Source organism: Achromobacter sp. ACM05 (assembly GCF_019218915.1).
Taxonomy (GTDB): Bacteria; Pseudomonadota; Gammaproteobacteria; order Burkholderiales; family Burkholderiaceae_B; genus Achromobacter; species Achromobacter animicus.
Window position 1 is genome coordinate 593,460 of record NZ_JAHUWQ010000001.1, and the last position, 24,546, is coordinate 618,005.

General features: G+C 65.2%; 20 protein-coding genes and 2 tRNA genes. 19 read left to right on the forward strand and 3 right to left on the reverse strand.

Annotated elements, in window-relative coordinates:
- Positions 1–6 precede the first annotated feature (6 nt).
- The 7 genes from KW836_RS02655 to KW836_RS02685 all read left to right on the forward strand — a co-directional run bounded on the left by KW836_RS02655 (position 7) and on the right by KW836_RS02685 (position 6,442).
- On the forward strand, positions 7–1,395 hold the full coding sequence (locus tag KW836_RS02655) for a cytochrome bc complex cytochrome b subunit (RefSeq protein ID WP_056320424.1): 1,389 nt from the start codon (positions 7–9) through the stop codon (positions 1,393–1,395).
- Positions 1,396–1,419: 24 nt separating this feature from the next.
- Positions 1,420–2,271 (forward strand): cytochrome c1, encoded by an 852-nt coding sequence (locus KW836_RS02660; protein ID WP_128829736.1) that lies wholly within the window; start codon positions 1,420–1,422, stop codon positions 2,269–2,271.
- 151 nt (positions 2,272–2,422) lie between these two features.
- Positions 2,423–3,034 carry a glutathione S-transferase N-terminal domain-containing protein gene (locus KW836_RS02665; protein ID WP_006388039.1) on the forward strand — a complete coding sequence of 204 codons (612 nt, stop codon included), beginning with the start codon at positions 2,423–2,425 and terminating at the stop codon, positions 3,032–3,034.
- A 13-nt stretch (positions 3,035–3,047) separates the two neighbouring features.
- On the forward strand, positions 3,048–3,500 hold the full coding sequence (locus KW836_RS02670; RefSeq protein WP_062840171.1) for a ClpXP protease specificity-enhancing factor: 453 nt from the start codon (positions 3,048–3,050) through the stop codon (positions 3,498–3,500).
- A 68-nt stretch (positions 3,501–3,568) separates the two neighbouring features.
- Positions 3,569–3,644 (forward strand) — tRNA-Thr (locus KW836_RS02675).
- Positions 3,645–4,007: 363 nt separating this feature from the next.
- A complete protein-coding gene (locus KW836_RS02680) occupies positions 4,008–4,538 on the forward strand; it encodes a DUF3304 domain-containing protein (RefSeq protein ID WP_218342378.1) in 531 nt (176 codons plus the stop codon).
- Positions 4,539–4,627: 89 nt separating this feature from the next.
- Positions 4,628–6,442, forward strand: coding sequence for a DUF2235 domain-containing protein (locus KW836_RS02685; RefSeq protein WP_370632973.1), 1,815 nt, complete (start codon positions 4,628–4,630; stop codon positions 6,440–6,442).
- Positions 6,443–6,542: 100 nt separating this feature from the next.
- On the opposite strand, the gene KW836_RS02690 is transcribed toward KW836_RS02685, so the two are convergent.
- Entirely contained in the window at positions 6,543–7,931 is a 1,389-nt protein-coding gene (locus tag KW836_RS02690) for a GntP family permease (protein ID WP_175137055.1), read from the reverse strand.
- Positions 7,932–8,104: 173 nt separating this feature from the next.
- On the opposite strand from KW836_RS02690, the gene KW836_RS02695 reads away from it, so the two are divergent.
- The 4 genes from KW836_RS02695 to KW836_RS02710 all read left to right on the forward strand — a co-directional run bounded on the left by KW836_RS02695 (position 8,105) and on the right by KW836_RS02710 (position 11,077).
- Positions 8,105–8,180: transfer RNA gene (locus tag KW836_RS02695), tRNA-Asn, on the forward strand.
- Positions 8,181–8,342: 162 nt separating this feature from the next.
- A complete protein-coding gene (gcvA, locus tag KW836_RS02700; protein ID WP_218342380.1) occupies positions 8,343–9,254 on the forward strand; it encodes a transcriptional regulator GcvA in 912 nt (303 codons plus the stop codon).
- Between the two features lie 118 nt (positions 9,255–9,372).
- A complete protein-coding gene (locus tag KW836_RS02705) occupies positions 9,373–9,846 on the forward strand; it encodes a RidA family protein (protein WP_218342381.1) in 474 nt (157 codons plus the stop codon).
- A 34-nt stretch (positions 9,847–9,880) separates the two neighbouring features.
- On the forward strand, positions 9,881–11,077 hold the full coding sequence (locus tag KW836_RS02710) for an aminotransferase class V-fold PLP-dependent enzyme (protein ID WP_218342382.1): 1,197 nt from the start codon (positions 9,881–9,883) through the stop codon (positions 11,075–11,077).
- A 56-nt stretch (positions 11,078–11,133) separates the two neighbouring features.
- On the opposite strand, the gene KW836_RS02715 is transcribed toward KW836_RS02710, so the two are convergent.
- Entirely contained in the window at positions 11,134–12,042 is a 909-nt protein-coding gene (locus KW836_RS02715) for a DMT family transporter (RefSeq protein WP_175185557.1), read from the reverse strand.
- 171 nt (positions 12,043–12,213) lie between these two features.
- Between KW836_RS02715 and KW836_RS02720 the strand changes: the two genes are divergently transcribed.
- The 8 genes from KW836_RS02720 (at position 12,214) to KW836_RS02755 (ending at position 22,993) form a co-directional block, all read left to right on the forward strand.
- Positions 12,214–13,104 (forward strand): helix-turn-helix domain-containing protein, encoded by an 891-nt coding sequence (locus KW836_RS02720; RefSeq protein WP_218342383.1) that lies wholly within the window; start codon positions 12,214–12,216, stop codon positions 13,102–13,104.
- Between the two features lie 97 nt (positions 13,105–13,201).
- The gene (locus tag KW836_RS02725) at positions 13,202–14,647 is read left to right on the forward strand and encodes a DUF2868 domain-containing protein (RefSeq protein ID WP_218342384.1); all 1,446 of its coding nucleotides are present in this window, start codon (positions 13,202–13,204) and stop codon (positions 14,645–14,647) included.
- A complete protein-coding gene (locus KW836_RS02730; RefSeq protein WP_218342385.1) occupies positions 14,640–16,028 on the forward strand; it encodes a GTPase/DUF3482 domain-containing protein in 1,389 nt (462 codons plus the stop codon). The genes KW836_RS02725 and KW836_RS02730 overlap by 8 nt, the downstream gene beginning before the upstream one ends.
- Positions 16,029–16,383: 355 nt before the next feature.
- On the forward strand, positions 16,384–17,991 hold the full coding sequence (locus KW836_RS02735; protein WP_175123932.1) for an ABC transporter substrate-binding protein: 1,608 nt from the start codon (positions 16,384–16,386) through the stop codon (positions 17,989–17,991).
- Positions 17,992–18,111: 120 nt separating this feature from the next.
- Positions 18,112–19,083 (forward strand): ABC transporter permease, encoded by a 972-nt coding sequence (locus KW836_RS02740; protein ID WP_056565682.1) that lies wholly within the window; start codon positions 18,112–18,114, stop codon positions 19,081–19,083.
- Between the two features lie 12 nt (positions 19,084–19,095).
- Positions 19,096–20,022, forward strand: a complete 927-nt coding sequence (locus KW836_RS02745) for an ABC transporter permease (protein WP_175137046.1) — start codon at positions 19,096–19,098, stop codon at positions 20,020–20,022.
- A gap of 7 nt (positions 20,023–20,029) precedes the next feature.
- Positions 20,030–21,757, forward strand: coding sequence for an ABC transporter ATP-binding protein (locus KW836_RS02750; protein ID WP_175137045.1), 1,728 nt, complete (start codon positions 20,030–20,032; stop codon positions 21,755–21,757).
- A 27-nt stretch (positions 21,758–21,784) separates the two neighbouring features.
- Positions 21,785–22,993 (forward strand): amidohydrolase family protein, encoded by a 1,209-nt coding sequence (locus tag KW836_RS02755; RefSeq protein ID WP_218342386.1) that lies wholly within the window; start codon positions 21,785–21,787, stop codon positions 22,991–22,993.
- Positions 22,994–22,996: 3 nt separating this feature from the next.
- On the opposite strand, the gene KW836_RS02760 is transcribed toward KW836_RS02755, so the two are convergent.
- A complete protein-coding gene (locus KW836_RS02760; RefSeq protein ID WP_218342387.1) occupies positions 22,997–24,448 on the reverse strand; it encodes a YdgA family protein in 1,452 nt (483 codons plus the stop codon).
- Between the last annotated feature and the right edge of the window lie 98 nt (positions 24,449–24,546).

The window sequence follows — 24,546 nt, forward strand, 5'->3', positions numbered from 1 at the left end:
CGTTACATGGCTGGCGAGAAAACCGTCGAGACGACAGGCCTGTTGGGCTGGCTGGACCGGCGCTTTCCGGTGACCTCCACCTGGAAAGCCCATCTGTCCGAGTATTACGCACCCAAGAATTTCAACTTCTGGTATTTCTTTGGCTCGCTGGCGCTTCTGGTGCTGGTGCTGCAGATCGTGACCGGCATCTTCCTGGTCATGCACTACAAGCCGGACGCCGAGCGCGCGTTCCAGTCCGTCGAATACATCATGCGCGAAGTCCCGTGGGGCTGGCTGGTGCGCTACATGCACTCGACCGGCGCCTCGATGTTCTTCGTCGTCGTGTACCTGCACATGCTGCGCGGCCTGCTTTACGGTTCCTACCGCAAGCCCCGCGAACTGGTGTGGATTTTCGGCGTCGCGATCTTCCTCTGTCTGATGGCCGAAGCATTCTTCGGCTACCTGCTGCCCTGGGGCCAGATGTCGTATTGGGGCGCCCAGGTGATCGTGAACCTGTTCGCGGCCATCCCGTTCATCGGCCCTGAACTGTCCATCTGGATCCGCGGCGACTACGTCGTGTCCGACGCCACGCTGAACCGCTTCTTCGCCTTCCACGTCATCGCCATTCCGCTGGTGCTGATCGGCCTGGTCGCCGCGCACCTGGTGGCGCTGCACGAAGTCGGCTCCAACAACCCGGACGGCGTTGAGATCAAGCAGGGCCCGAAGGACAAGTACGGCCGCCCGAAAGACGGCATCCCGTTCCATCCGTTCTACTCGGTGCATGACCTGGTGGGCGTGGCGGGCTTCCTGCTGGTGTTCGCGGCCATCGTGTTCTTCGCTCCGGAAATGGGCGGCTACTTCCTCGAGTTCAACAACTTCATTCCCGCTGACTCGCTGAAGACGCCTCCGCACATTGCGCCGGTCTGGTACTTCACGCCGTTCTACTCGATGCTTCGTGCCACCACCGATGAATTCACGTGGGTGCTGGCGGGCGCGTCGGTGCTGGGCGCCATCGTGCTGTTTGCCAAAAGCAACCTGAAGGGCTTCATGCGCATCGCCGTCCCCGGCATCCTTATCGTCGTCGCCGTGCTGCTGCGCGTCATCGACGCCAAGTTCTGGGGTGTGGTGGCCATGGGCGGCACGGTCGTCATCCTGTTCTTCCTGCCCTGGCTGGATCATTCGCCGGTCAAGTCCATCCGCTACCGCCCCACGTGGCACAAGTGGATCTACGGCATCTTCATGGTCAACTTCCTGGTGCTCGGCTACATCGGTACTCAGCCGCCCAGTCCGCCGTTGAACCTGACGTCGCAGATCGGCACGCTGCTGTACCTGGCTTTCTTCTTCCTGATGCCGGTATGGAGCCGCCTGGGCACCTTCAAGCAAGTGCCCGACCGCGTCACGTTCCACGCCCACTGAGCCAACGAGAATAACGGACTAACCATGATCAAGAAGCTGATTGGTGCCGTGGCCTTGATGCTCACGTGTACCGCTACCTTTGCCGCCGGGGGCGGCTATCCGCTGGACAAGGCGCCTTACCGCGTCAACGACATGGCGTCGCTGCAAAACGGCGCCAAGCTGTTCGTCAACTACTGCCTGAACTGTCATAGCGCGTCGTCGATGCGCTACAACAAGCTCAGGGACATCGGTCTGACTGACCAGCAGATCAAGGAAAGCCTGCTGTTCACCGGCGAAAAGATTGGCGACATGATGCACGTTGCCATGACGCCAAAGGACGCCAAGGCCTGGTTTGGCACGACGCCCCCGGACTTGTCCGTGATCGCCCGCGCCAAATCCGTGAACGCCGGCCCCTCGGGATCCGACTATCTGTACACCTACCTGCGCACCTTCTACCGCGACACGTCGCGCGCCACGGGCTGGAACAACCTGGTCTTTCCGTCGGTCGGCATGCCGCATGCCCTCTGGCAGGAACAGGGTCCGCGCGAGCTGACCACGGTCGCTGTCCACGAGGTCGAAGGCAAGGACGGCGCCCCCAAAACCTGGGAACGCGTCACAACGGTGTACGATGCACAGGGTTTTGCCACGGTGAAGGCCGAGCCGTTAGCCAATCACCATGGCCATGCCACCTTCGATGCCAAATTCAAGGCCGCCAACCCGGCCCAAACCGCAACATACGACAACGACGTCGCTGATCTGACCGCATTCATGTCCTGGATGGCCGAGCCCGTCCAGACACTGCGTGTCCGCATCGGCGTCGGCGTCATGTTGTTCCTGCTCCTGTTCTTCTTTGTTACGTGGCGCTTGAATGCCTCGTACTGGAAACACGTGCGCTAACCGTAACGCCCCGCCAGGTTCCCCAGCCACCCCGTCTATCGGGGACGGAAGAGGCGGATAGGGCCGTACGCCTATCCTGCCTGGCAATTGGGGCCAGCGCCTGCTAGATTTAGGCGCTGGCCTTTCGTTTTTCAATAAAGGACTTACCGCCATGATGGTGCTCTATTCCGGAACCACGTGTCCGTTTTCGCAACGCTGCCGCTTCGTGTTGTTCGAAAAGGGTATGGATTTCGAGATCCGCGACATCGACCTGTACAACAAGCCCGAAGACATCTCGGTGATGAACCCGTACGGTCAAGTGCCCATTCTGGTCGAACGCGACCTGGTTCTGTACGAGTCGAACATCATCAACGAGTACATCGACGAGCGCTTCCCGCACCCGCAGCTCATGCCCGCCGACCCGGTCATGCGCGCCCGCACGCGGCTGTTCCTCTACAACTTCGAGAAGGAACTCTTCGTTCACGTCTCGACGCTGGAAGACCGCAGCGCCAAGCCCGACGAAAAGAAGCTCGCCAACGCTCGCCAGAACATCCGCGACCGTCTGGCCCAGTTGGCCCCGATGCTGCTCAAGAACAAGTACATGCTGGGCGAGGAATTCTCCATGCTCGACGTGGCCGTCGCACCGCTGCTCTGGCGCCTGGACCACTACGGCATCGAACTGCCCAAGAATGCGGCTCCGCTGCAAAAGTACGCCGAACGCATCTTCTCGCGCCCGGCCTACATCGAAGCGCTGACGCCTTCGGAAAAAGTGATGCGTCGCTAAGGCTGGTTGTGTAATGGGTGAAACTTCGACCAAACCGTATCTGATCCGCGCACTGCACGAATGGTGCACCGATAACGGCTACACGCCGTATATCACCGTGCAGGTCGACGAGCACACCATGGTGCCCGTCGCCCACGTGCGCGACGGCCAGATCACGCTGAACGTGGGCACGCTGGCCACCAACCGTCTGGTGCTGGGCAACGAATTCATTGAATTCCAGGCCCGCTTCAGCGGCGTGACCGAAAACGTCTACGTTCCCGTGGGCGCCGTCAGCGCCATCTATGCGCGCGAAACCGGCGCCGGCATGGGCTTCGAGGTCCAGCCCTACGAGCCGCCCGAAGCCGGCGCCCAGGGCGCCTCGCCGGCCCCTGCCGCCCCGGAAGGCTCTGACGCCAATCCCGCCCCTGGCGACGACGACGGCGACGACGACGAACCCAAGCGCCCGCGCCTGACCATCGTCAAATAACGACCCCACGAGAGGGGCTGCATTTTTTTCATTACAATGCAGTCCCTGCGCGTGCCCCGGCACGCATCGCCGGTGTAGCTCAGTTGGTAGAGCAGCTCACTTGTAATGAGAAGGTCGAGGGTTCGATTCCTTTCACCGGCACCAAAAATCTCCACCAGATTCATCTGGCGCAGTTCACGAAACCCGCATCCAAACTGGCGATGCGGGTTTTTTCTTGCCTGTGAGAATCGACCGTCAGATTGCGCCGGGAGACGGCACATTTGACCGCGTGCGGCGGACACTGCGGCCTGTGACTTTCATGCCACGGCAACCGCGCAATGGTTGAATCCAGATCGACGCGGCTCCGGGAGATCTGCACCCGGTCTCCATGATCGTGGTCGGATTGGCCGCACAAATAATAGAAATCCTATTTACCGACCTTGAGCATGGCGTCTACAAGTGGGTCGCGGAAACACCCGTCCTGGGGTAATTCAATCCTCCTGTAGTCAGAACCAACAACGCGTCGGCATGAAAGTTTTCCCTCTTGTTTTTCTAGCACTCGCCTTGCTCGTGGTCCAGCTGACTAGCTGTGACGGTCGGCAGGCCAAGCAGGACACCGTGGGCACGTCCATGACCGGAATCGATCACTTGCCGGATCACGTGAGCGTGCAGAACTTCTGGGTCAATGGCGCCAGCGGACATCAAGCAGGCACTGGTGGCAGCGTCGTCTGCTGCGCGACGCTGCCGCGGAAATGGCATCCCGATCTAACGGTGGTGGTGAACTGGAATGTCACTAACTGGCGAGATTGTGGCGGACAAAGCTACGAGCGACGCGTGGCAGTGGACCCCTACGAAAAGGTGGGGCATATGTTTGTTCACTTCTTAGCAGATGGAAGCGTTCGTGTCGTTTCAGCAAACGTAGGTCCTGGTTACCCTGGCAACGGCTACCTCGGACCGGATGACTTGATCCCTAACAAGGACCCCTGGGATGTCTACGGCAGCTATCGCGAACGCTGTTCGTGGGCAGGCGGCCCGGTCATGATGGAAAGAGCGCAGTGAATAAACTCCTTCGAGCCCATCCCGTCGGCCCTACGCCGAGTATCCACCCGTCGTTTCCACAATGCCTTCCCGCCACGGAGAACTGCGAGGTGGATCTACAGATCGGCGTATTCTTTGATGGGACGGGCAACAACCAATATTGGGACGATGCGAACGAATGCGCGCCAGGCCTTGGCCCGGGGATTACCCAACTCATGGCGCGGAAAGACACAAATGTGGCTCGGCTGTTCAGGGCATACCCCGAAAAGTTCACGGAGGGTAAGCGCAGGCTATATGTTCCAGGCGTGGGTACACCCTTTCCAGAAATCGGCGAGAACGACCACGCCGCTTTCGGACCGTCGAGCGGCCAGGGCGGTGACGGACGCATCAACTTTGGCTTGCTGAGCGTGCTGGATTTTATTCATCGTGCGATCAGCGGCAATAGATTTCGCTACGCAGACGAAGTCATCATGGCGCTATGCCGCAACGGCAAGCGCATTTATTTCGAGCGCACAGGCACCTATTCCCCTCTGGAGGGAGGCGTTCAGGATGTGCAGGCGCTGGATGCGGTGGGCATGCGTACCGAGGGGGGCTTGCTGTGCTTTGGAGACGGTGCTCGCCCGCACGCAGAGGCGTTTTACCGGCGTGAGGTCCAGGCGTTGGCAGACAGGATCGCCAGGACAGTCAAGCCCAAGCTGATCAGTATTTCGCTGGACGTCTTCGGATTTTCCCGAGGTGCTGCCCAGGCCCGCGTGTTCTGCAATTGGTTGCGCGCGCTGATGGACGGGGATCGCTTGTGCGGCGTACAGACGGAGATTCGGTTTGTCGGCCTGTTCGACACGGTGGCCTCAATCGGCATTCCGGCCAGCGCCGGTGGCGATGGGCATTTCGCTTGGGCCACGCCCGACGCACTAGCAGTGCCGGCCAACGTGCAATGCGTGCATTATGTGGCCATGCACGAGAATCGCACCTCGTTTCCGCTGGACAGCATACGCAGCCCCGATGGCAGCCTTGCACGCAGGCACAAGGAATACGCGGTGCCTGGTGTGCATTCCGATGTGGGAGGCGGCTATCTGCCCGGAAGTCAGGGGCGCGGTCCCAGCGGACGATACGACGACATGCTGTCGCAGATTCCTTTGGAACTCATGTACGACGCCGCACGCATGGCGCAAGTTCCGCTGAACAAGAAGTTGGCGGAAGACATCGGCTATGACCCCTTCGCCATTCACCCGGATGTACGCAACGCCTACGACGCCTTCATGCAAGCGGTTCCAGCGGAAGCGACCGCCAGCCATTGGCTGATTTCCTACCTCGCGTGGCGTTATCAGGTGCGAAACGTCTTTTCAACCAAACTAACCTGGGTGGCCCGCGCGAAGAAAGCCTTCCCCCACGACTTTCAGGACTTGGAAGGCGCCAACCAGACGCTACTGAAGGACATCTCCGCCCTGGACGGGATGACCGAAGAGGAGAGTGAGTACCTCAAACGTGCGGCCATGGTGAGTCCGTTGGCGTATGGCGGCGATGCCGTGACGAGAACTTCGCGCCGATTGGTGCTGGCCGACGAAGCCGGGGACGTGCTGGAGCGCATCAAGGCACATCCGACGTTGGCGACTCCCGAGAATCCGGAGCACTTGACGCCGCAAGCCTATTTGTTTGCCAACTACTTGCATGATTCCTACGCGGGCTTCCGTCCGCTCGATCAACCGCTTAGCCGCCTTGGCTGTGCAGATCCCGTGCCCGGCAAGTGGGAACTCCAAGGCTATCTGCGCTACCGTCGCATCTATCGAGGCACAGGCAAACCCGTGACCCAGGCGCCACCCACCGAACAACAGCGCCAGGAAGCGGAGCACCGCGAGTACGAAGCGACGAGGCGCGCGCTGCAGAACAGCATCGATATGAAGAAGCTGTTCAGTCTGCCACGGTGATCAATGCCGGGAACCGGGCAGATCGGCATTCTTTTACTACGCGCCCGCATAGGTAATGAGAAGGCGGCGCGCGCCCGCTGCGCCTCTGCCCCGGCCCTCGTCATCCCAGCGCCGGCAACAAATTGAACAGCAGCACCATCACCAACCCCACCACCGACACGATCGACTGCACGACCGAGATCGTCTTCGTGGCTTCACCCATCGTCATGCCGAACGATTCCTTCACCATCCAGAAACCGGCGTGATTCGCGTAGTTGAAGAACAGTGAGCCGCAACCGATCGACAGGGCAAGCAGCGGCAAATTCAGGTTGGGGTCGGCGCCAGCAAGCGGCGCCAGCAAACCCGCAGCGCCCACGATGCCGACGGTGGCCGAGCCAGTCGACACCGACAGCAGCATGGCGATCAGCCAGCCCAGGATCAGCGGCGGGAACGCAAATTGATGTGTCAGGTGCACGATGGCGTCGCCGACCTTGGCGTTCGTCAGGACCTGTTGGAAGGCGCCGCCGCCAGCGATGATCAGCATGATGCCGGCAATGGGCTTCAAGCTTTGGCCCAGCGCGCCGCGCAGCTTTTCCGGGTCGCCGCCGCGCATGAAGACCAGTGTCACTGCCGCGAACAGCACGCCCAGCAGCATGGCGACGACGGGGTTGCCCAGGAAGGCGGCCACGTGCGTCACGCTGGAGTCCTTGGGCAGCAGCATTTCGGCCACGGCATGGACCAGCATCAGCAAGGCCGGCAGCAGTGCCGCCAGCACGCCCAGGCCGACGCTGGGCGCATTCTGGCCCGCGGGGCTGTCGGTGGAGGCGGTGAACTGTTCAAGCAGCGCCTCGTCCGGCCGCGTCGTCATACGCGGGGCAATGAATGCGCCATACAGCGGTCCGCCGAAGATCATGGCCGGCAGGGCTGCGATGAAGCCGTAGATCATGGTCGGGCCGACCGTGGTCTTGAGCGTGGCGATGGCGGTCAGCGGGCCGGGATGCGGCGGCACCATGCCGTGCATGGCGGCCAGGGCCGAAATCACCGGCACGCCTACGTAGACATAGGCTGAACCCTTGAAGCGCGCCTGGCTTTCCAGCTTGCGCGCCACGCTGAAGATCAGCGGCAGCATCACCACCAGACCCACTTCGAAGAACATGGGGATGCCGATCACGAACGCCACCAGCGTCATGGCCCAGGGAATCAGGCGCGGGGAGGTGTGGCGCAGGATTGCATTGGCCAGGCGCTCGGTGGTGCCGGAGTCCGCGAGGATCTTGCCCAGCATCGCACCCAGCGCGATCACCACGCCCACGGCGCCCAACGTCTTGCCGGCGCCGTCGGTCAGGCTTTTGACGATGGCGCCCGGGGCCATGCCCGTTGCAAAGCCGACGCCGATCGACACGATCAAGAGCGCCAGCAGCGGATGCATGCGTATCCGCGAGACGATCAGTGCGACCAGGACCAGAACGCTCACCAGAGCGGTGAGCAGCAATTGAATGTCGAACGAAGACATATGAGAACCCAGAAAAATCGAGAGAGGTCGCGAGCCCTCTGCGCGCCATCATACGGGATCGGGTTGACGGCAAGCTTGAAAAAAAGGGCCGGTTTCGGCCGCCGAAACGCGCTTTTTCGGCCCCGCTTTGCATTCTTCCGTTTTTTTGTGCATAATTCGCCCCCTCTACCTGTTCCCCGATAGCTCAGTCGGTAGAGCGACGGACTGTTAATCCGCAGGTCGCTGGTTCGAGCCCAGCTCGGGGAGCCAAGAATTTGCAGTACCGCAGTACCCTTAAAAAAGCCCGCAACTTGTTTGCGGGCTTTTTGCATTGGGGCGCGGCGGCTTGCGCGGGATGGCGCACGAGTTGCCAACCCGCGCGCATCGCGTAGCATCACCCGGATCTGCCGCACCTTCCATCCCCGCACAACAATGCGTTCCTCGCGATCCCTGCCGCCTCTGGTCTCCCTGCGCGCCTTCGAGGCCGCCGCGCGGCGCTTGAGCTTTTCGCAGGCCGGAGAAGAGCTCTTCGTCACGCAGAGCGCGATCAGCCATCACATCCAGCGGCTGGAAAAGGAACTGGGCGTGGCGCTCTTTGAGCGGCGCACGCGTGCCGTTGCGCTGACCGACGCGGGCCAGGCCTATTACGCCCACGTGCACGCGGCATTCGAGCTGCTACGCCAGGGCACCGACGAACTGCGCGCGCCAGAGCCCGCGCGCCACACGCTGCGGATCGGCTTGCTGGCGTCGTTCGCCACGCGCTGGCTGGCGACGCGCCTGCCCGCCTTTGCCGCCGCGCATCCCCACATCGATCTGCAGTTGCAGCCCGACATCGCGCTGGCGGATGTGGCGGGCGGCGAGGTCGACGCCGCGATCCGCTATGGTCGCGGTGGCTGGCCCGGCGTGCGCAGCACGTTGTTGATGACGGAACGCCTGTCGGTCGTGTGCGCGCCCGCGCTGGTGGCGGGCAGGAAGCGGCCGAAAACGCCCGCAGACCTGCTGCGCCACCCGCTGCTGGTCTCGCATGCGCGACAGCAGTTCGAATGGGACGCCTGGGCGCACCGGTACGGGCTGGATCTGGGCGCCGCGCGCACGGTGCGCCTGCACGACTACAACATCGTCGTCGAGGCCGCGCTTGCAGGGCAGGGCCTGGCGATGGGCCGGGAACGGCTGATCGCCGCGCACCTGGCGAACGGGGCGCTGGTCGAGGCGCTGCCCGGTGCGGTGCTGGAGGATCCGCGCATCGGCTGGTGGTTCGTCACGCCGCGCGGCGCATTCAGCGAACCCGTCCAGGCCTTGCACGACTGGCTGGCGCAGACGGCAACCCAATCCACGGGTGTCTGACACGTATTAGTTTTACTCATACGTGCCAAGCAAGAATTGATTGGTCATGCCGCGCCGCGGCCGATAGCATCGGGGAAGCGTCAAGACGCGCTTTCCCTTTCTTCATAGGTGATCCGATATGACCCAAAGCATTTCCGCCCGCGTTGCCGAACTTGGCCTGGTCCTGGAAGCGGCCGCCGCGCCGGCCGCCAACTACGTGCCCTTCGTCCAGGATGGCAACCTGCTCTATATCTCTGGCCAGATCTCGCGCAAGGACGGCAAGGCGGCCTATCTGGGCCAATTGGGCCATCAGGTGTCGGACGCCGACGGCGTCGAGGCGGCACGGGCCAGCGCATTGGGCATCCTGTCGCAGATCGCCGCCGCCACGGGCGACCGCCTGGATCGCGTGGCGCGCGTCGTCAAGCTGGGCGTGTTCGTTGCCAGCGCGCCGGACTTCAACCGCCAGAGCGCCATCGCCAATGGCGCGTCCGACCTGATGGTCGAGGTGTTCGGCGACGCGGGACGCCATGCCCGCAGCGCCGTCGGCGTCGCCGCGTTGCCGCAAGGCGTGTCGGTGGAAGTCGAGGCCGTGATCGCGCTGACCCCGGCCTGATGCCTGCCGACTGAAAGCCACAACAGGAACCGCCATGACCGCCCCCCTGACCCCGAGCGCCGTCCAGGCGCTGCGCGCCCTCACGCCCGGCGCGCAAAGCACGGTGCACTTCAATCACGCCGGCGCATCGCTGCCGTCAGAAGCCACGCTGCTGGCCATTCATGCGCATTTGAAGCGCGAAGCGGCGCAGGGGCCGATGGAAGCGGGCGTGGCGGCGCGCGATCTTATCGAAGCGGCCCGCACGCTGGCCGCGCAGCTGTTCAATGCGCAGATCGAGGAAATCGCGCTGACGGGCGGCAACTCGCCGGGTTGGGGCGCCGCGTTTGCGGCGCTGCCGGCGTGGCGGCCCGGTGATCGCATTCTGGTCGGCCGCCACGAATGGGGCGGCAATCTGGCCGCCATGCGCCTGATTGCGCAGCGCGCGGGCGCAACGCTGGAAACGATCCCGTCGGACGACAGCGGCTGCGTGGACGCAGAGGCGCTGGAAGCCATGCTGGACGACCGGGTGCGGCTGATCGCGCTGACCTGGCTGCCCGCCAACGGCGGCCTCATCAACCCCGCCGCCGCCGTCGGACGCGTGGCGCGCAAGCATGGCATTCCGTACTTTGTGGACGGCGCGCAGGCGGTGGGTCAGTTTTCCATCGACGTGCGCGAGGTCGGCTGCGACGTCCTGAGCGGCGCCGGCCGCAAGGCCTTGCGCGGACCGCGCGGCACGGGGCTGCTGTACGTGCGGCGCGACTTCCTGGATCGGCTCACGCCCGCCTTCGTGGACACGCATTCCGCGCCGCTGGGCACTGACGGCGAGCCCATGCTCCGCGCCGACGCCGCACGCCTGGAATCCGCAGAGAACTCGCTGGCGCTGCGCTGCGGCCTTGCCAATGCCCTGCGCGAAGCACTGGATGTGGGCCTGGACACGATCCGGGCGACCATCGACGCCAACGCCCAGGCGCTGCGCGCCGAACTGGCGGCCATTCCCGGCGTGTCGGTGCTGGACCAGGGCCGCGACAAATCCGGGCTGGTCGCCTTCAACCTCGCCGGACACGACGCGGTCGACGTGCAACGCGCGCTGGCCGCGCAGGGCATCACCATCGGCAGCAACGGCGTGCCCTACACCCCGCTGGACATGCAGGCCCGCGGCCTGGACCGGGTCGCACGCGCATCGGTGAGCTATCTGACGAGCGGCAACGAGATCGACCGGCTGCTGGAAGCCCTGCGCAAGCTGGCCTCATAACGGGTGCTGGATCGAGCCGCCCGCGTACGACTGCGCGGCGGCGCCTGCGGCCCGCATTACGCGATCCTGCCCGCCACGCCCGCCCGCTTCGAAAACGGCGACCATTTCGTGAACACGAGCAGGTTGCCCAGCATCACCAGCGCCAGGCCGGCGAACGCGTAGGGCGTCCAGCGGTAGCCTTCGACGACGGTCGATATGCTCAGCGCCACGACCGGAAACAGCACCGTGCAGTAGGCGGCCCGCGCCGGCCCCATGCGGCCGACCAGCGTCAGATAGGCGGTAAAACCCACGACGGACCCCAGCACCGCCAGATAGAGCAACGCGCCCACATAGGCCGGCGAGGAATCGAAGCCGAACGGCAGACCGGCAACCACGCAGCCCGCCAGCAGAATCGCCGCGCCATAAAGCATGCTGTACGCATTGCCCGTCAGCGGCCGGATGCCGGCGCGCTGCTGCAGGGACGACAGCATGTTGCCCGTGGAAAAGCAGAGCGTGCCGAGCAGCGCAAAGCCCAGCCCCAGCAGCGTCTCGTGACTGGCCTCCTGGCCCGCCAGTTCCGGCCAGAACAGCAGCACCAGGCCGCAGAATCCCAGCGCGCCGGCCACCATGATGCGCGGCGAGATGCGGGTGCCGAACCAGATCCGCGCGTTAAGGGCGTTCCACAGCGTGGCAGCCGAAAACACGACTGACACCAGGCCGCTCGGAATCCATTGCGTGGCCGAATAGAAGCACAGGAAGTTCAGGCAGAACAGGCACAGGCCCTGACCCACGCACAGCCAGTGGCCGCGCCGGTCCAGCTTCTGCAGCTTGCGCATCGCCAGCAGCGTCACGAACAGCAGCAGCCCCGCCAGCGCGAAACGGTAGAAGATCGACACGGGAATGGCCACCACGCCAAGCTGCAGCTTGATGGCGATCCAGGTGGTGCCCCAGATCAGGACGGTGAGCAGATACAGGAAAAGATTCATGATGCGAGGGACGCGGTAAAGCAGCCCTGAGAGCCGATTCGGACACCGGCGGCCACCTGGCGCACCGTGCATCCAGTGTGCGCCCCCGAGCCACGCCGCAATTGCCGTTTCTTGCGCTTTTGTCCGGATCGGGCGCGTCACGCGCGCGCGAACGCAGTAGCATTCCTTCCCATGGGCAACACCGCTACGGCCCCGGCCGATTTCTCCGTATTCCGCACGCTGTCGCGCTCGACCGCGACGCTGCAGCGCGCCACGTCGCTGGGCGAGGGCATGGCGATCTCGCAGTGGTCGCGCACCGCCCGCGAAACGCTGGGCTACGAAACGCCCGGCCACCACACGCTGTCGCTGTACCTGCACGGCGGCGACCGGTCGTTTCGCGTGGGCCAGGACTCGCTGCATGGCGGCGCGGGCAAATTCTGCGTGCTGCCCGCCGAGCACCATTCCCGCTGGAGCATGAACGACAATGTGCGCTTCCTGCACCTGTACATCGCTCCGCAACGGCTGGCGCGCGAAGCCGTCATGCGGCTGGACTGCGAACCGCGCACCCTCGAACTGCGCGACCGCACCTACATCCAGGACGACTCGCTGATCGACGTCTGCCGCCGCCTGCTGGGCGCGGACTGGAACGAACCCGCCGACCGGCTGGCCGCCAGCAGCGCGGCCGAGACCGTGTTGCACCATCTGCTGATGCAGGGCGTGGCGCGCAAAACGCCGCAGCCCGCGCGCGGCGGCCTGGCGCCGGGCGTGCGCCGCCGCGTGATGGACTACGTGGACGCGCATCTGGCCGATCCGCTGACGCTCGACGAGCTGGCCGGCGTCGCCGCGCTGTCCACGTATCACTTCGCCCGCATGTTCCACGCCTCGTTCGGCGAGCCGCCCCACGGTTGGGTACGGGGCAGGCGTCTGGCCCGCGCCCAACACCTGCTGGCGGCCGGCAAGGGCGACCTCGCCAGCGTTGCCCAGGCCTGCGGCTTTGGCAGTGCCAGCCACCTGGCCCGCGTCTTCCGGGACGCCATCGGCGTCACGCCGGGCCAGTACCGCAGTGCGCACGCCCGGCACTGACACCGCCCATCCGGCATCATGCCGGCCGCAGCGCGCGGTCTACAATGGCGCATCGCCCTAGCGGCTCACCCGGCCCCCTCCCGCCTGCTCCGACGCGATGCCGCTTCCGACCTCTCGCGATACTTCCCCCCTCATCGACAGCGCCGGTCAGCGCCCCTTGCGCGCGCACTGGCTGGCCGAACTCATCCGGTTGCGCGAAACGCACTGGGGGCCGCTCGAAGACGCGCAGGCGGTGCGCCAGGTGCGCCAACTCGATGCCGACCTGCCGTCGCGCATCCTGGCCCGCGCCGCGCTGCTGGCGCAACGCGAAAACCTCAATCCCCTCGTCGACGCCTGGCGCCGCAGCGCCACGGCCATGCTGGCCGCCCTGTTTGTGCTGGCGCTGGTTTCCGGCGCCGCGGCTGCCATGGGCGCGCTGGGCGATGGCACGCGGCCCGTCAACGTGCTGTGGGCTGTGGGTGCCCTGCTGGGGCTGCATGCGCTGACCTTTCTGCTGTGGCTGGCAAGCTTTCTGCTGCGGCCCGGGGCCGTAACCGGCTTTGGGCGGCTTTGGTTATGGGCAACGCGCAAGCTGGCGCGCGGACCCGATGGCGCGTTGGTGCCGCAGGCCTTCCTGAATCTGCTGTCACGCGCCGGCGCCTTGCGCGGCCTGTTCGGCAGCATCAGCCATCTGCTGTGGCTGACCGCGCTGTGCGCCGCGCTCGCGACGCTGCTGGCCGTGCTGTCCACCGCCAGCTACCGCTTCATCTGGGCCACCACGTTGCTCGCGCCCGACACCTTCGTCTGGCTGACGCAGGTCATCGGCTGGCTGCCCGCGCATCTGGGCTTTCCCATGCCCGACGCCGAAACGATCCGCGCCAGCGACGGCACGCAGGTCCTGCCGGCCGGCGCGCAGGCGCAATGGTCGCTCTGGCTGATCGGCGTGCTGGTGGTCTACGGCATCGTGCCGCGCCTGATCGCGGGCGCGCTGTGCGTCGCCGCCACGCTGCGCGCGCTGCGACGCGTGCACATCGATCCCGCGCTGGCCGGTTTCTCGCCCCTGCGCGACCGGCTTGAACCGCCCGCGCTGTCCACCGGCATCGACCGCCCCGTCGATCCGCTGCACGAACCGCGGGTCCGTGCCCCGGCGCTGGACGGCCTGGGCGGGCAGCCCGTGCTGCTGGCGCTGGAGCTGCCCGCGGACCTGACCTGGCCGCCCGCGGATGTGCCCAGCACCATCCGCCAGGCCGGCAACCTGGATACCCGCGAAGAACGCAACCGCGTGCTCGATGCGCTGGCCCAATCGGCGGCCTCGCGTCTTTTGATTGCCTGCGACGCGCGCCAGACGCCCGACCGGGGCACGCTGTCGCTGGTGGCGGACCTGTCGGCCCACGCGGGACAGACGCGCGTCTGGCTGATCACGCCGCGCGCCGGCGACGACACGTCTGCCGAAACCCGTGCCGGCCTCTGGCGCGACCGCCTGCTGGCGCTGGGCCTGCCCACCGATGCCATCCTGCAGGCGCCCAGTGCACCGCTCACCTGGCTGGAGTCCGGTCATGGCTGACCCGCTCATCAAGATCGCCCTCGTCGGTCACACCAACACCGGCAAGACGTCGCTCTTGCGCACGCTGACCCGCGACACGACGTTTGGTGAAGTGGCCGACCGCCCCGGCACCACGCGTCACGTCGAAGGCGCGCGCCTGCGCCTGGACGGGCGGCCCGTGCTGGAATGGTTTGACACGCCCGGCATGGAAGACAGCATCGCCTTGCTGGAATACCTGGAACGGCTGGACCGCCCCGGCGAACGGCTGGACGGCCCGGCGCGCATCCGCCGTTTCCTGGACACGCCCGAAGCGCACGGCCGCTACGAACAGGAGGCGCGCGTCCTGACCAAGATGCTCGATTGCGATGCCGCGTTGTACGTCATCGACGCCCGCGATCCGGTGCTGGGCAAGCATCGCGATGAACTCGCCATCCTGGCCGCGTGCGGCCGGCCCCTGCTGCCGGTCCTCAACTTCGTCAACGCACCCGCGCACCGCGCCGACGAATGGCGCGATGCCATGGCACGACTGGGCCTGCACGCCGTGGTGGAGTTCGATACCGTCGCGCCGCCGCTCGACGGCGAACAGCAGTTGTACGCCAAACTCGGCGTGCTGCTGGATCGCCACGCCGGCGCGCTGGCCCGGCTGTCGGACAGCCTTGCCGCCCAGCGCCGCGAACGCCACGCCGCCGCCTACGAGCTGGTCGCGGACCTGCTCATCGACGTGGCTGCGCTGCACCTGTCGAGTCCAAGCGATGAAGCCGCGCTGGCCGCCGCGTCCAGCCAGCTACGCGATCAGGTGCGCCAGCGCGAACAGACCTGCGTCAACGCGCTGCTCGCGCTGTACAACTTCCGCGCCACCGATTACACCGACGACGCGTTGCCCCTGCAGGGCGAACGCTGGGGCATGGATCTCTTTCACCCGCAGGCGCTCAAGGACATGGGCGTGCAGGTCGGCATGGGCGCGGCCGCAGGCGCCATGGCCGGCGCCGCCGTGGACCTGATGAGCGCGGGCCTGAGCCTGGGCACCGGCATGCTGATCGGCGCGGCCGCGGGTGGCTTGTGGCAAGGCGTCGAAAAGCTGGGCAAGCGCGTCGCGGGCAAGCTGCGCGGCTATCGCGAGATCAGCGTCGACGATGCCGTGCTGCGCCTGCTCGCCTTGCGCCAACGGCAGCTGATCGAGGCACTGGAGCGCCGTGGCCACGCGGCCCGCGATCCATTGCGCCTGGACCTTCCCGCCGATGATGCATGGCGCAAGGGCCCGTTGCCCGACGCGTTGAAGGAAGCGCGCAGCCGCCCCGAATGGTCGGCCCTGGGTAAACACTATGAAGACAGCGACCGCCGCAAGCGCATGCTGCACGAATTGGCGAAAACCCTAGCATCCACGCCGCTCCCGGCCGAATGACCGGCGGCCCGCGTGCCCCGCAGGACGCACCATTCACGGCATCCGGCAAGCGCGTGATAACCCCAACCCAAAGCAATTGACGCTTAAACGAATGCGTCGATAAGATTCGATCTGCATCGGCGCGGGTCCGTCCCCGTCATGCCAATCACAAGGGGTCGGTCTATCGTGAAGTCGAAGTCCTGCGCAGTGATTACCGGCATCGCCAACCACGGCCTGCGCGCAGTTCGCGCCGCGCGCCGCCCGGCCCCCATCCTTCCATCGTCGTAAGCAGCAACGCCATGCCCCGGATCCCCTTGGGGCCGGGGCCCTGTCACTTCTGTCGCGCGATCCGCGCACCACACGGAGCATGAGGGCTATGCGTACTTTTCCCCACTTCAAGCAGGCGGCGCTGGCCGCTGCCGTGGCCGCCTCGCTGGCCTTCAGCGCCGGCGCAGCCGCCAAAACGCTGCACTGGTCGTATCAGGGCGACGCCACGTCGATGGATCCGATGGCCCTGAACGAGACCTTCACGCTGGGTTTCCAGGGCAACATCTACGAAACGCTGGCCGGCTACGACGGCAATCTGAAACTCACGCCGCTGCTCGCGGAAAGCTGGGAGAACCCCGAGCCCACCAAATGGGTCTTCAAGCTGCGCAAGGATGTGAAGTTCCATGACGGTTCGCCGTTCACCGCCGACGATGTGATCTTCTCGTGGAAGCGCAGCCTGACGCCCGGCTCGGACATGAAGGGCTACGGCGCCAAGGCCAGCGACATCAAGAAGGTGGACGACTACACCATCGAAGTCACCACGCCCACGCCCAACCCCATCCTGCCGCGCGAATGGGTGTTCCTGTACATCATGAGCAAGAACTGGGCGGAAAAGAACAAGACCACCGAGGCCACCAACGTCAAGGGCGACAACCAGGGCAACTACGCCAACCTGCACGCCAACGGCACCGGCCCGTTCATGCTGACCGAGCGCCAGCCCGACGTGAAGACGGTGCTCAAGCGCTACGGCGGCTACTGGAACAAGAACATCAAGACCAACATCGACGAAGTCGTCTTCCAGCCGATCACGCAAGAAGCCACGCGCGTGGCCGCGCTGATCTCGGGCGAGATGGACGTCGTGCAGCCCGTGCCGGTGCAGGACTGGAAGCGCCTGGAAGACGCCAAGGGCGTCAAGCCGCTGACCGCGCCCGAAGCCCGCGCCATCTTCATCGGCATGGACCAGGACCGCGACGAGCTGCTGTTCTCCGACGTGAAGGGCAAGAACCCCTTCAAGGACGTGCGCGTGCGCGAGGCCGTCGTGCTGGCGGTGGACACCAAGGCCATCAACGAGAAGATCATGCGCGGCGCGGCCAAGCCGCTGGGCTCGCTGATCGCCACGTCCATCAACGGCTACGACGAATCGTTCGGCGCGCCGTACAAACCGGATCCTGAACGCGCCAAGAAGCTCCTGGCCGAAGCCGGGTATCCCAAGGGCTTCACCGTGACGATGGACTGCCCGAACGACCGCTACGTCAACGACGAAAAGGTCTGCCAGGCCGTGGCCGGCATGCTGGCGCGCGTGGGCATCAAGATCAACCTGCTGGCGCAGACCAAGTCCAAGTACTTCGGCAAGATCCTGCTGCAGGCCGGCAACCAGACCAGCATGTACATGCTGGGTTGGACGCCCAGCTCCACCGATGCGCACAACACGCTGCTGAACCTGACCTCGTGCCGCGACGCCAAGACGGCCGCCGGCCAGTTCAACCTGGGCGGCTACTGCAACAAGAAGGTGGACGAGCTGACCAACAAGATCGGCGTCGAAACCGATCAGGCCAAGCGCAACGCGATGATCAAGGAAGCTTTCGGCATCGTGCGCAGCGACTTCGGCTACCTGCCGCTGCACCAGCAGCCCATGTCGTGGGGCGTGAAGGAAAACGTCACCGTCACCCAGCGCGCCGACGACGTGCTGGACCTGCGCGACGTCGTGCTGCCGTAAGCAGCGCGTGATGCAACCCCGGGCGGCACGCGCCGCCCGGACGCGCCCGGCCCAGCCCCCAATTCCCGCTTCGCGCGCGGAACGCGGCCCGGCGCCGTCCGAACCAGAGGGCTTCCTGACATGCTTTCCTTTATTGCGCAGCGGCTGTTTCAGTCGGTGCTCGTGATGTTGACGGTGGCGCTGATCGCGTTCTCCATGTTCCGCTACGTGGGCGACCCGGTCGCCAGCATGGTGGGACAGGACACGACGCCCGAACAGCGCGCCCAGTTGCGCGAACAGCTCGGCCTGGATGATCCCTTCGTCGTGCAGTACGCCCACTTCGTCATCAACGCGGTGCAGGGCGACTTCGGCATGTCGTACCGGCACCGCCGCCCGGTCAGCGACCTGCTCGAAGAGCGCATGCCGGCCACGCTGGAACTGTCGTTCGTGTCCGCCGTCATGGCGCTGGCGCTCGGTATCCCCATGGGCATCTACACCGCGCTCAAGCGCCACGGTGTGCTGTCCAAGGCGTTCATGGCGATTTCGCTGGCGGGCATCTCGCTGCCCACGTTCCTGATCGGCATCCTGCTCATTCTGTTCTTCGGCGTTCAGCTGCGATGGCTGCCCAGCTTCGGGCGCGGCGATGTCGTCAGCCTGGGATGGTGGACTACGGGCTTTCTCACCAAATCCGGATGGCTGGCGCTTATCATGCCCGCCATCACGCTGGCGCTCTTTCAGATGACGCTCATCATGCGTTTGGTGCGCGCCGAGATGCTGGAAGTGCTGCGTGCCGACTTCATCAAATTTGCTCGGGCGCGTGGGTTGCCAGAGCGGCTGATCAATTTCCGGCACGCACTCAAGAACACGATGGTGCCCGTCATCACGATCACGGGGCTGCAGCTCGGTTCCATCATCGCCTTCGCCATCATCACCGAGACGGTGTTCCAGTGGCCCGGCATGGGTCTCCTGTTCATCCAGGCCATCAGCATGGTGGACATCCCGGTCATGGCGGCCTACCTGGTGCTGATCGCGTTCATGTTCGTGGTCATCAACCTAGTTGTCGACCTGCTGTATTTCGCCGTAGACCCGCGTCTGCGCGTGCAGAGCAAATAAAGGATTTACCCCATGATTGCTCGCATCGCTCCCTTCTTCACACGCGCCGCCGACAGCGACCTGTGGCACAGCTTCAAACGCTCGCCCGGCGCCATCATCGCCGCGGTCGTCACGCTGGTCATCGTGCTGGGCGCGCTGTTCGCGCCGCTCGTGGCGCCGCACAATCCATTCGATCTCGCGTCCTTGAGCATCATGGACGCCAACACGCCGCCGGCTTGGGAAGAAGGCGGCAGCCCCGACTTTCTGCTGGGCACGGACGACCAGGGCCGCGACATCCTGTCGGCGGTGATGTATGGATCCCGTGTATCGCTGCTGGTCGGCTTTGCCTCGGTGCTGTTTTCGATGGTGCTGGGCGTGACGCTCGGGCTCATCAGCGGCTACGCGGGCGGGCGTGTCGACAGCTTCATCATGCGCATCGCCGACGTGCAGCTCTCGTTTCCGGCGATCCTGGTCGCGCTGCTGATCGACGGCGTGGCGCGCGGACTGTTGCCGCGCGACATGCACGACCAGCTTGCGCTCTACGTGCTGATCTTTGCCATCGGGATCTCCGGCTGGGTACAGTACGCGCGCACGGTGCGCGGCTCGACGCTGGTCGAGCGCAACAAGGAATACGTGCAGGCGGCCAAGCTGATCGGCATTGGCCCCATCACCATCCTGCGCCGCCACATCCTGCCTAACGTCATGGGGCCGGTGCTGGTCATCGCCACCATTCATCTGGCAATCGCCATCATCACCGAGGCCACGCTGTCGTTCCTGGGCGTGGGCGTGCCGCCCACCGCGCCGTCGCTGGGCACGCTGATCCGCATCGGCAACAGTTATCTGTTTTCGGGCATGTGGTGGATCTCGATCTTCCCCGGCATCGCGCTGGTGGCGCTGGTGCTGTCAGTCAACCTGCTGGGCGACTGGCTGCGCGACGCGCTCAACCCCAAGCTGCGCTGAGGACGCCATGGCCCTGCTGAACATTGATGACATCCGGATCGAATTCCCCAGCCGCCGCGGCACGCTGGTGGCAGTGGACGGCGTTTCCCTCTCGCTGGAAAAAGGCGAGATCCTGGGCGTGGTGGGCGAATCCGGTGCGGGCAAGTCCACCATCGGCAACGCGGTCATTGGCCTGCTTGAAGCGCCGGGACGGCTGGCCGGTGGATCGGTGCTGCTGAACGGCGAACGCATCGACACGCTGACGCCCGCACAGAAACGCAAAGTGCGCGGCCGACGCATCGGCATGATCTTCCAGGATCCGTTGACCTCGCTAGACCCGCTGCAGACCGTCGAAAGCCAGCTGGTGGAAACGATGCAGGTGCATCTGGACCTGACGCACGACGCCGCAAAGAAACGGGCCGTGCAGCTGCTGGCGCAGGTCGGCATCGACCAGCCCGAGCTGCGCGTGCAGCAGTATCCCCACCAGTTCTCCGGCGGCATGCGGCAACGCGTGGTGATTGCGCTGGCGCTGTGCTGCGAGCCTGAAGTCATCATCGCCGACGAACCCACCACCGCGCTCGACGTTTCGATCCAGGCGCAGATCCTGGATCTGCTCAAGAAACTGTGCCGCGAAGAACAGGTCGGCATGATCATCATCACGCACGACATGGGCGTGATCGCGGATGTGACGGACCGCGTGGCGGTGCTGTATCGCGGCAAGCTGGTCGAGCAGGGCCCCACGGCCAAGATTCTTGGCGACCCCGACCACGCCTACACGCGCAGCCTGATCTCGGCCGTGCCGCGTCCGGACATCAAGCTCAAGCGCTTTCCGCTGGTGACCTATATCGAATCCGTGCGCACGCCTGCGCAGCCGCTGGACCTGGCCACGCACTGGCTGGGCCAGCGCCGCGACTTCGGCAAGCGAACGGAAGGCCCGCTGGTGCAGGTGCGCGACCTGTCCATGCGCTTTGTGCTCAAGAGCGCCTTCTTCAAGCGCAACCAGCGCACGCTGGACGCGGTCAAGCGCGTGAATCTGTCCATCGGCGAAGGCGAGGTCTTCGGTCTGGTCGGCGAATCCGGTTCGGGCAAGTCGACCGTGGCGCGGCTGATATCGGGGCTGTACACGCCCAGCGAAGGCTCGGTCACATTCGGCGGCACCGATCTCACGGCGCTCAAGGGCGAGAAGGAACTCAATCCATTCCGGCGGCAGATCCAGATGATCTTCCAGGATCCGTTCTCGTCGCTGAACCCGCGCATGCGCGTGCTGGACATCGTGGCCGAGCCCATCCGCTTCCACAAGCTTGCCGCCAGCGAAGCCGAGACGCGCCGCATCGTGGCCGACCTGCTGGACGTGGTGGGCCTCGCAGACCGCGCCGCGGAACGCTTTCCGCACGAGTTCTCCGGCGGTCAGCGGCAGCGCATCTGCATCGCACGGGCGCTGGCCACGCGGCCGCGTTTTCTGATCTGCGACGAGCCCACGTCGGCGCTGGACGTCTCCATCCAGGCGCAGATCCTGAACCTGCTGAAAGACCTGCAGGAAGAGCTTGGCCTGACCATGCTGTTCATCAGCCACGACCTGCCGGTGATCCGGCAGATGTGCGATCGCGTCGGCGTGATGCGCCACGGCGAACTGCTGGAAGTCGCTGAGACCGAAACCTTGTTCGAACACCCGCAGCATCCCTACAGCCAACATCTGCTCGGTTTGATGCCTCGTCTGCAATCCATGTCCCGCGAAGGGCTGGACGTGGTGGGTTGAGACCGCGCGCCAACGGAGTCCACTGACATGAGCGAGCCACGGCAAACCCTCTTCATCGGCGGCAAGGTTTTCGACGGGGAGGGCAAGACACTTCCCCACCACGGCGTGCTGGTGGAGGGCGCACGCGTGGCCCGCGTGGCGCCTGCGGGCGAGTTCTCGGGCTACGCGGGTGCAAGGGTCGACACCACCGGCATGACGCTCATGCCCAGCCTGGCGGATTGCCACGTCCATCTGGTCTACACGGGCGGCGCAGACCCCAATGCGCAATTGAGCAAGCAGGGACCCGCGCAGATCACGCTGACCGCGCTGGAGAACGCGCAGGCCAGCCTGCGCGGCGGCGTCACGGCGCTGCGCGACTGCGGCGGCAAGGATTATCTGGAATTCGGCGTGCGCGACGCCATCGCGCGCGGCGTGTTTCCCGGCCCCACCATCAAGGCCTCGGGCCGCATCATCTGCATGACGGGCGGCCACGGCAACCGAATCGGCCGCGTGGCCGACGGCTGCGAGGAAGTGGTCAAGGCCGTGCGCGAACAGGTTCACGCCGGCTGCGACCTGGTCAAGATCATGGCCACGGGCGGCGTCATGACGCCGGGCGTCAGCCCCATGGATGCGCACTACAGCTTCGACGAAATGAAGGCGGGCGTGCACGAGGCCAAGCGCTTTCGCAAAAGCACGGCCAGTCACGCGCAAGGCACGCAGGGCATCCTGAACGCGGTGCGCGCCGGCATCGATTCGATCGAGCACGGCATCTTCATGGACGACGACTGCCTGCGCGAAATGCTGGAAGCCGAAACGTACCTGGTGCCGACCATCGCCGCCGTGCGCAACATCATCGCCAACGCCGACAACGGCATTCCCGCCTACGCGGTGGAAAAGGCCCGCGCGGTGGAGCAGCGCCATCGCGAGTCGTTCCAGATGTACTACAAGGCCGGCGGGCGCATCGCGCTGGGCACCGACGCGGGCACGCCGTTCAACCTGCACGGCGAGAACGCCATGGAACTGGCCTACATGGTGGAGTTCGGCATGACGCCGGTGGACGCGTTGATCGCCGGCACGTCACGCGGCCATGACCTGATGGGCATGACCGAGCACGGCGTGATTGCAGAGGGCAAGGTGGCCGATCTGCTGCTGGTGCAGGGCGACCCCGCCGAAGACATCATGAAGGCCGCCGACAAGCGGTTTCACGTCGCCGTGCTGCGCAACGGCGAACTTGCGGCGGGGGCCTTGCCGTTCTGACCCTCAGGGCGCCGGCGCGGCGCCCAGCGAATTGCGCATGAACATCTGGCCCAGGAACATCTCGACGGGGATGCGCTTGCCGTTGATGTCGACTTGACCATCGCGGTAGTCCGCCTCGAACTGGATCACGCCGTCCTCGATACGGGCCCAGGTCGTTGCGGCGACCAGGCCGCGCAGCCCTGCGGCTTCCCGCTCGGCCGCCGACCGGGCCGCCTCACGCGTGGCGCCCTTCAGTTCCGCCCGCGCCGCGATCACGTCGGCCAGGTTTTCCGGCGACAGCTTCAGCCGCACGCTCAGGTTGCGCACGACTTCCTTGGCGACGGCGATGGGGTCGTGTTTCCAGAATGACGGCGAGTCCAGGCCGATATCCAGGCTGAGCGTCGATGTGCCACGCGCCGTATCGACCTGCAGCGTCGACAGCGTGAAGCTGGGACGGGCTAGAAGAAACTTCAACATTTGCGACGCGGCAAGCATCCCCTCGCCCGAAAGGGGATCGGCCTTTTTCGCGTTCAACGGCGTGCTTGTGGTGGCGTCCTGAAACGCCTTGAGCGCCGCCACGTCCATATCCTTGCCGCCCGCCTCCATCCGCAGCTTGGCCACATGCAAGTGGCGCACGCTGATGCTGCCGACATCGAGCGTCATTTTGCCGGCCATGCGCTCAGGTGTCCCTTCCGAACCCAGCGTCAGCGCAATGTCCTTCAGGCCCAGCGGCAGCTTGTCCATATCGGACGCCCATTGCTTGACCGTCAGCGTCGAGCTGCTCGTGGAGGACGCCGCGGTGCCGGACAATTCATGCGACACCGCCAGATCATCCAGGGTCAGCGTGTTGGGATTGCCCCTGATCACTTCGGTCAGCGAGGCCTTGTTGACGGCGAGTGACACCGTGTCGTGCGTGCCGTCGCCGGCATGTTTGACCTGCAGCTGCAAGCCCGAGAAGTCGAACGTGATCGGAGCGTCGGCATACTTCACCGGCGCCAGCGCCAGATCGCCCGAGAAGTCGCGGTCATATGCGATCAGGAAGTTCGCCGTCACCGGCGCCGACCCACCCGCGGCCGCGAACCAGGCGGCTGCGTCGGGCGTCTCCGTCATATGCAGCCGGCCCGCCGCCATCACGGGCGCGACAGCGCCAGACGCAAGCCGAGAGGCGGGAAACGGACCGTGCTCTATCTTGCTCGTGAACGCGAATGTCTTTTCGGCCGGCTTGCGTCCGGACTGCACGTTGACCTTCACCCCGAACCGCGCATCGGACGAAAACACGCCGCGTTCGAACGATTGCAGTTCGAGCGTCACGGGCACGCCCAGCTTTGCACTCAGGCGCTGCGCCTCTGCATTCAACGCCTGCACATCCTGCGCCAGCCGGGCTTCGATCTGCTTGCCGGTGTACCACGCGGTGCCGACCCACGCCGCGGCCACCACCGCCAACACCACGCCACCCGCCACGATCCGCTTGTTCATGATGCCTCTGTCCGTTTGAGATACGCCGTGATTGCCGCAAGGGGCGATCATAAAGAAAAACGGGCTGTCGCAAGGACAGCCCGTCGCAGGCGACGCCG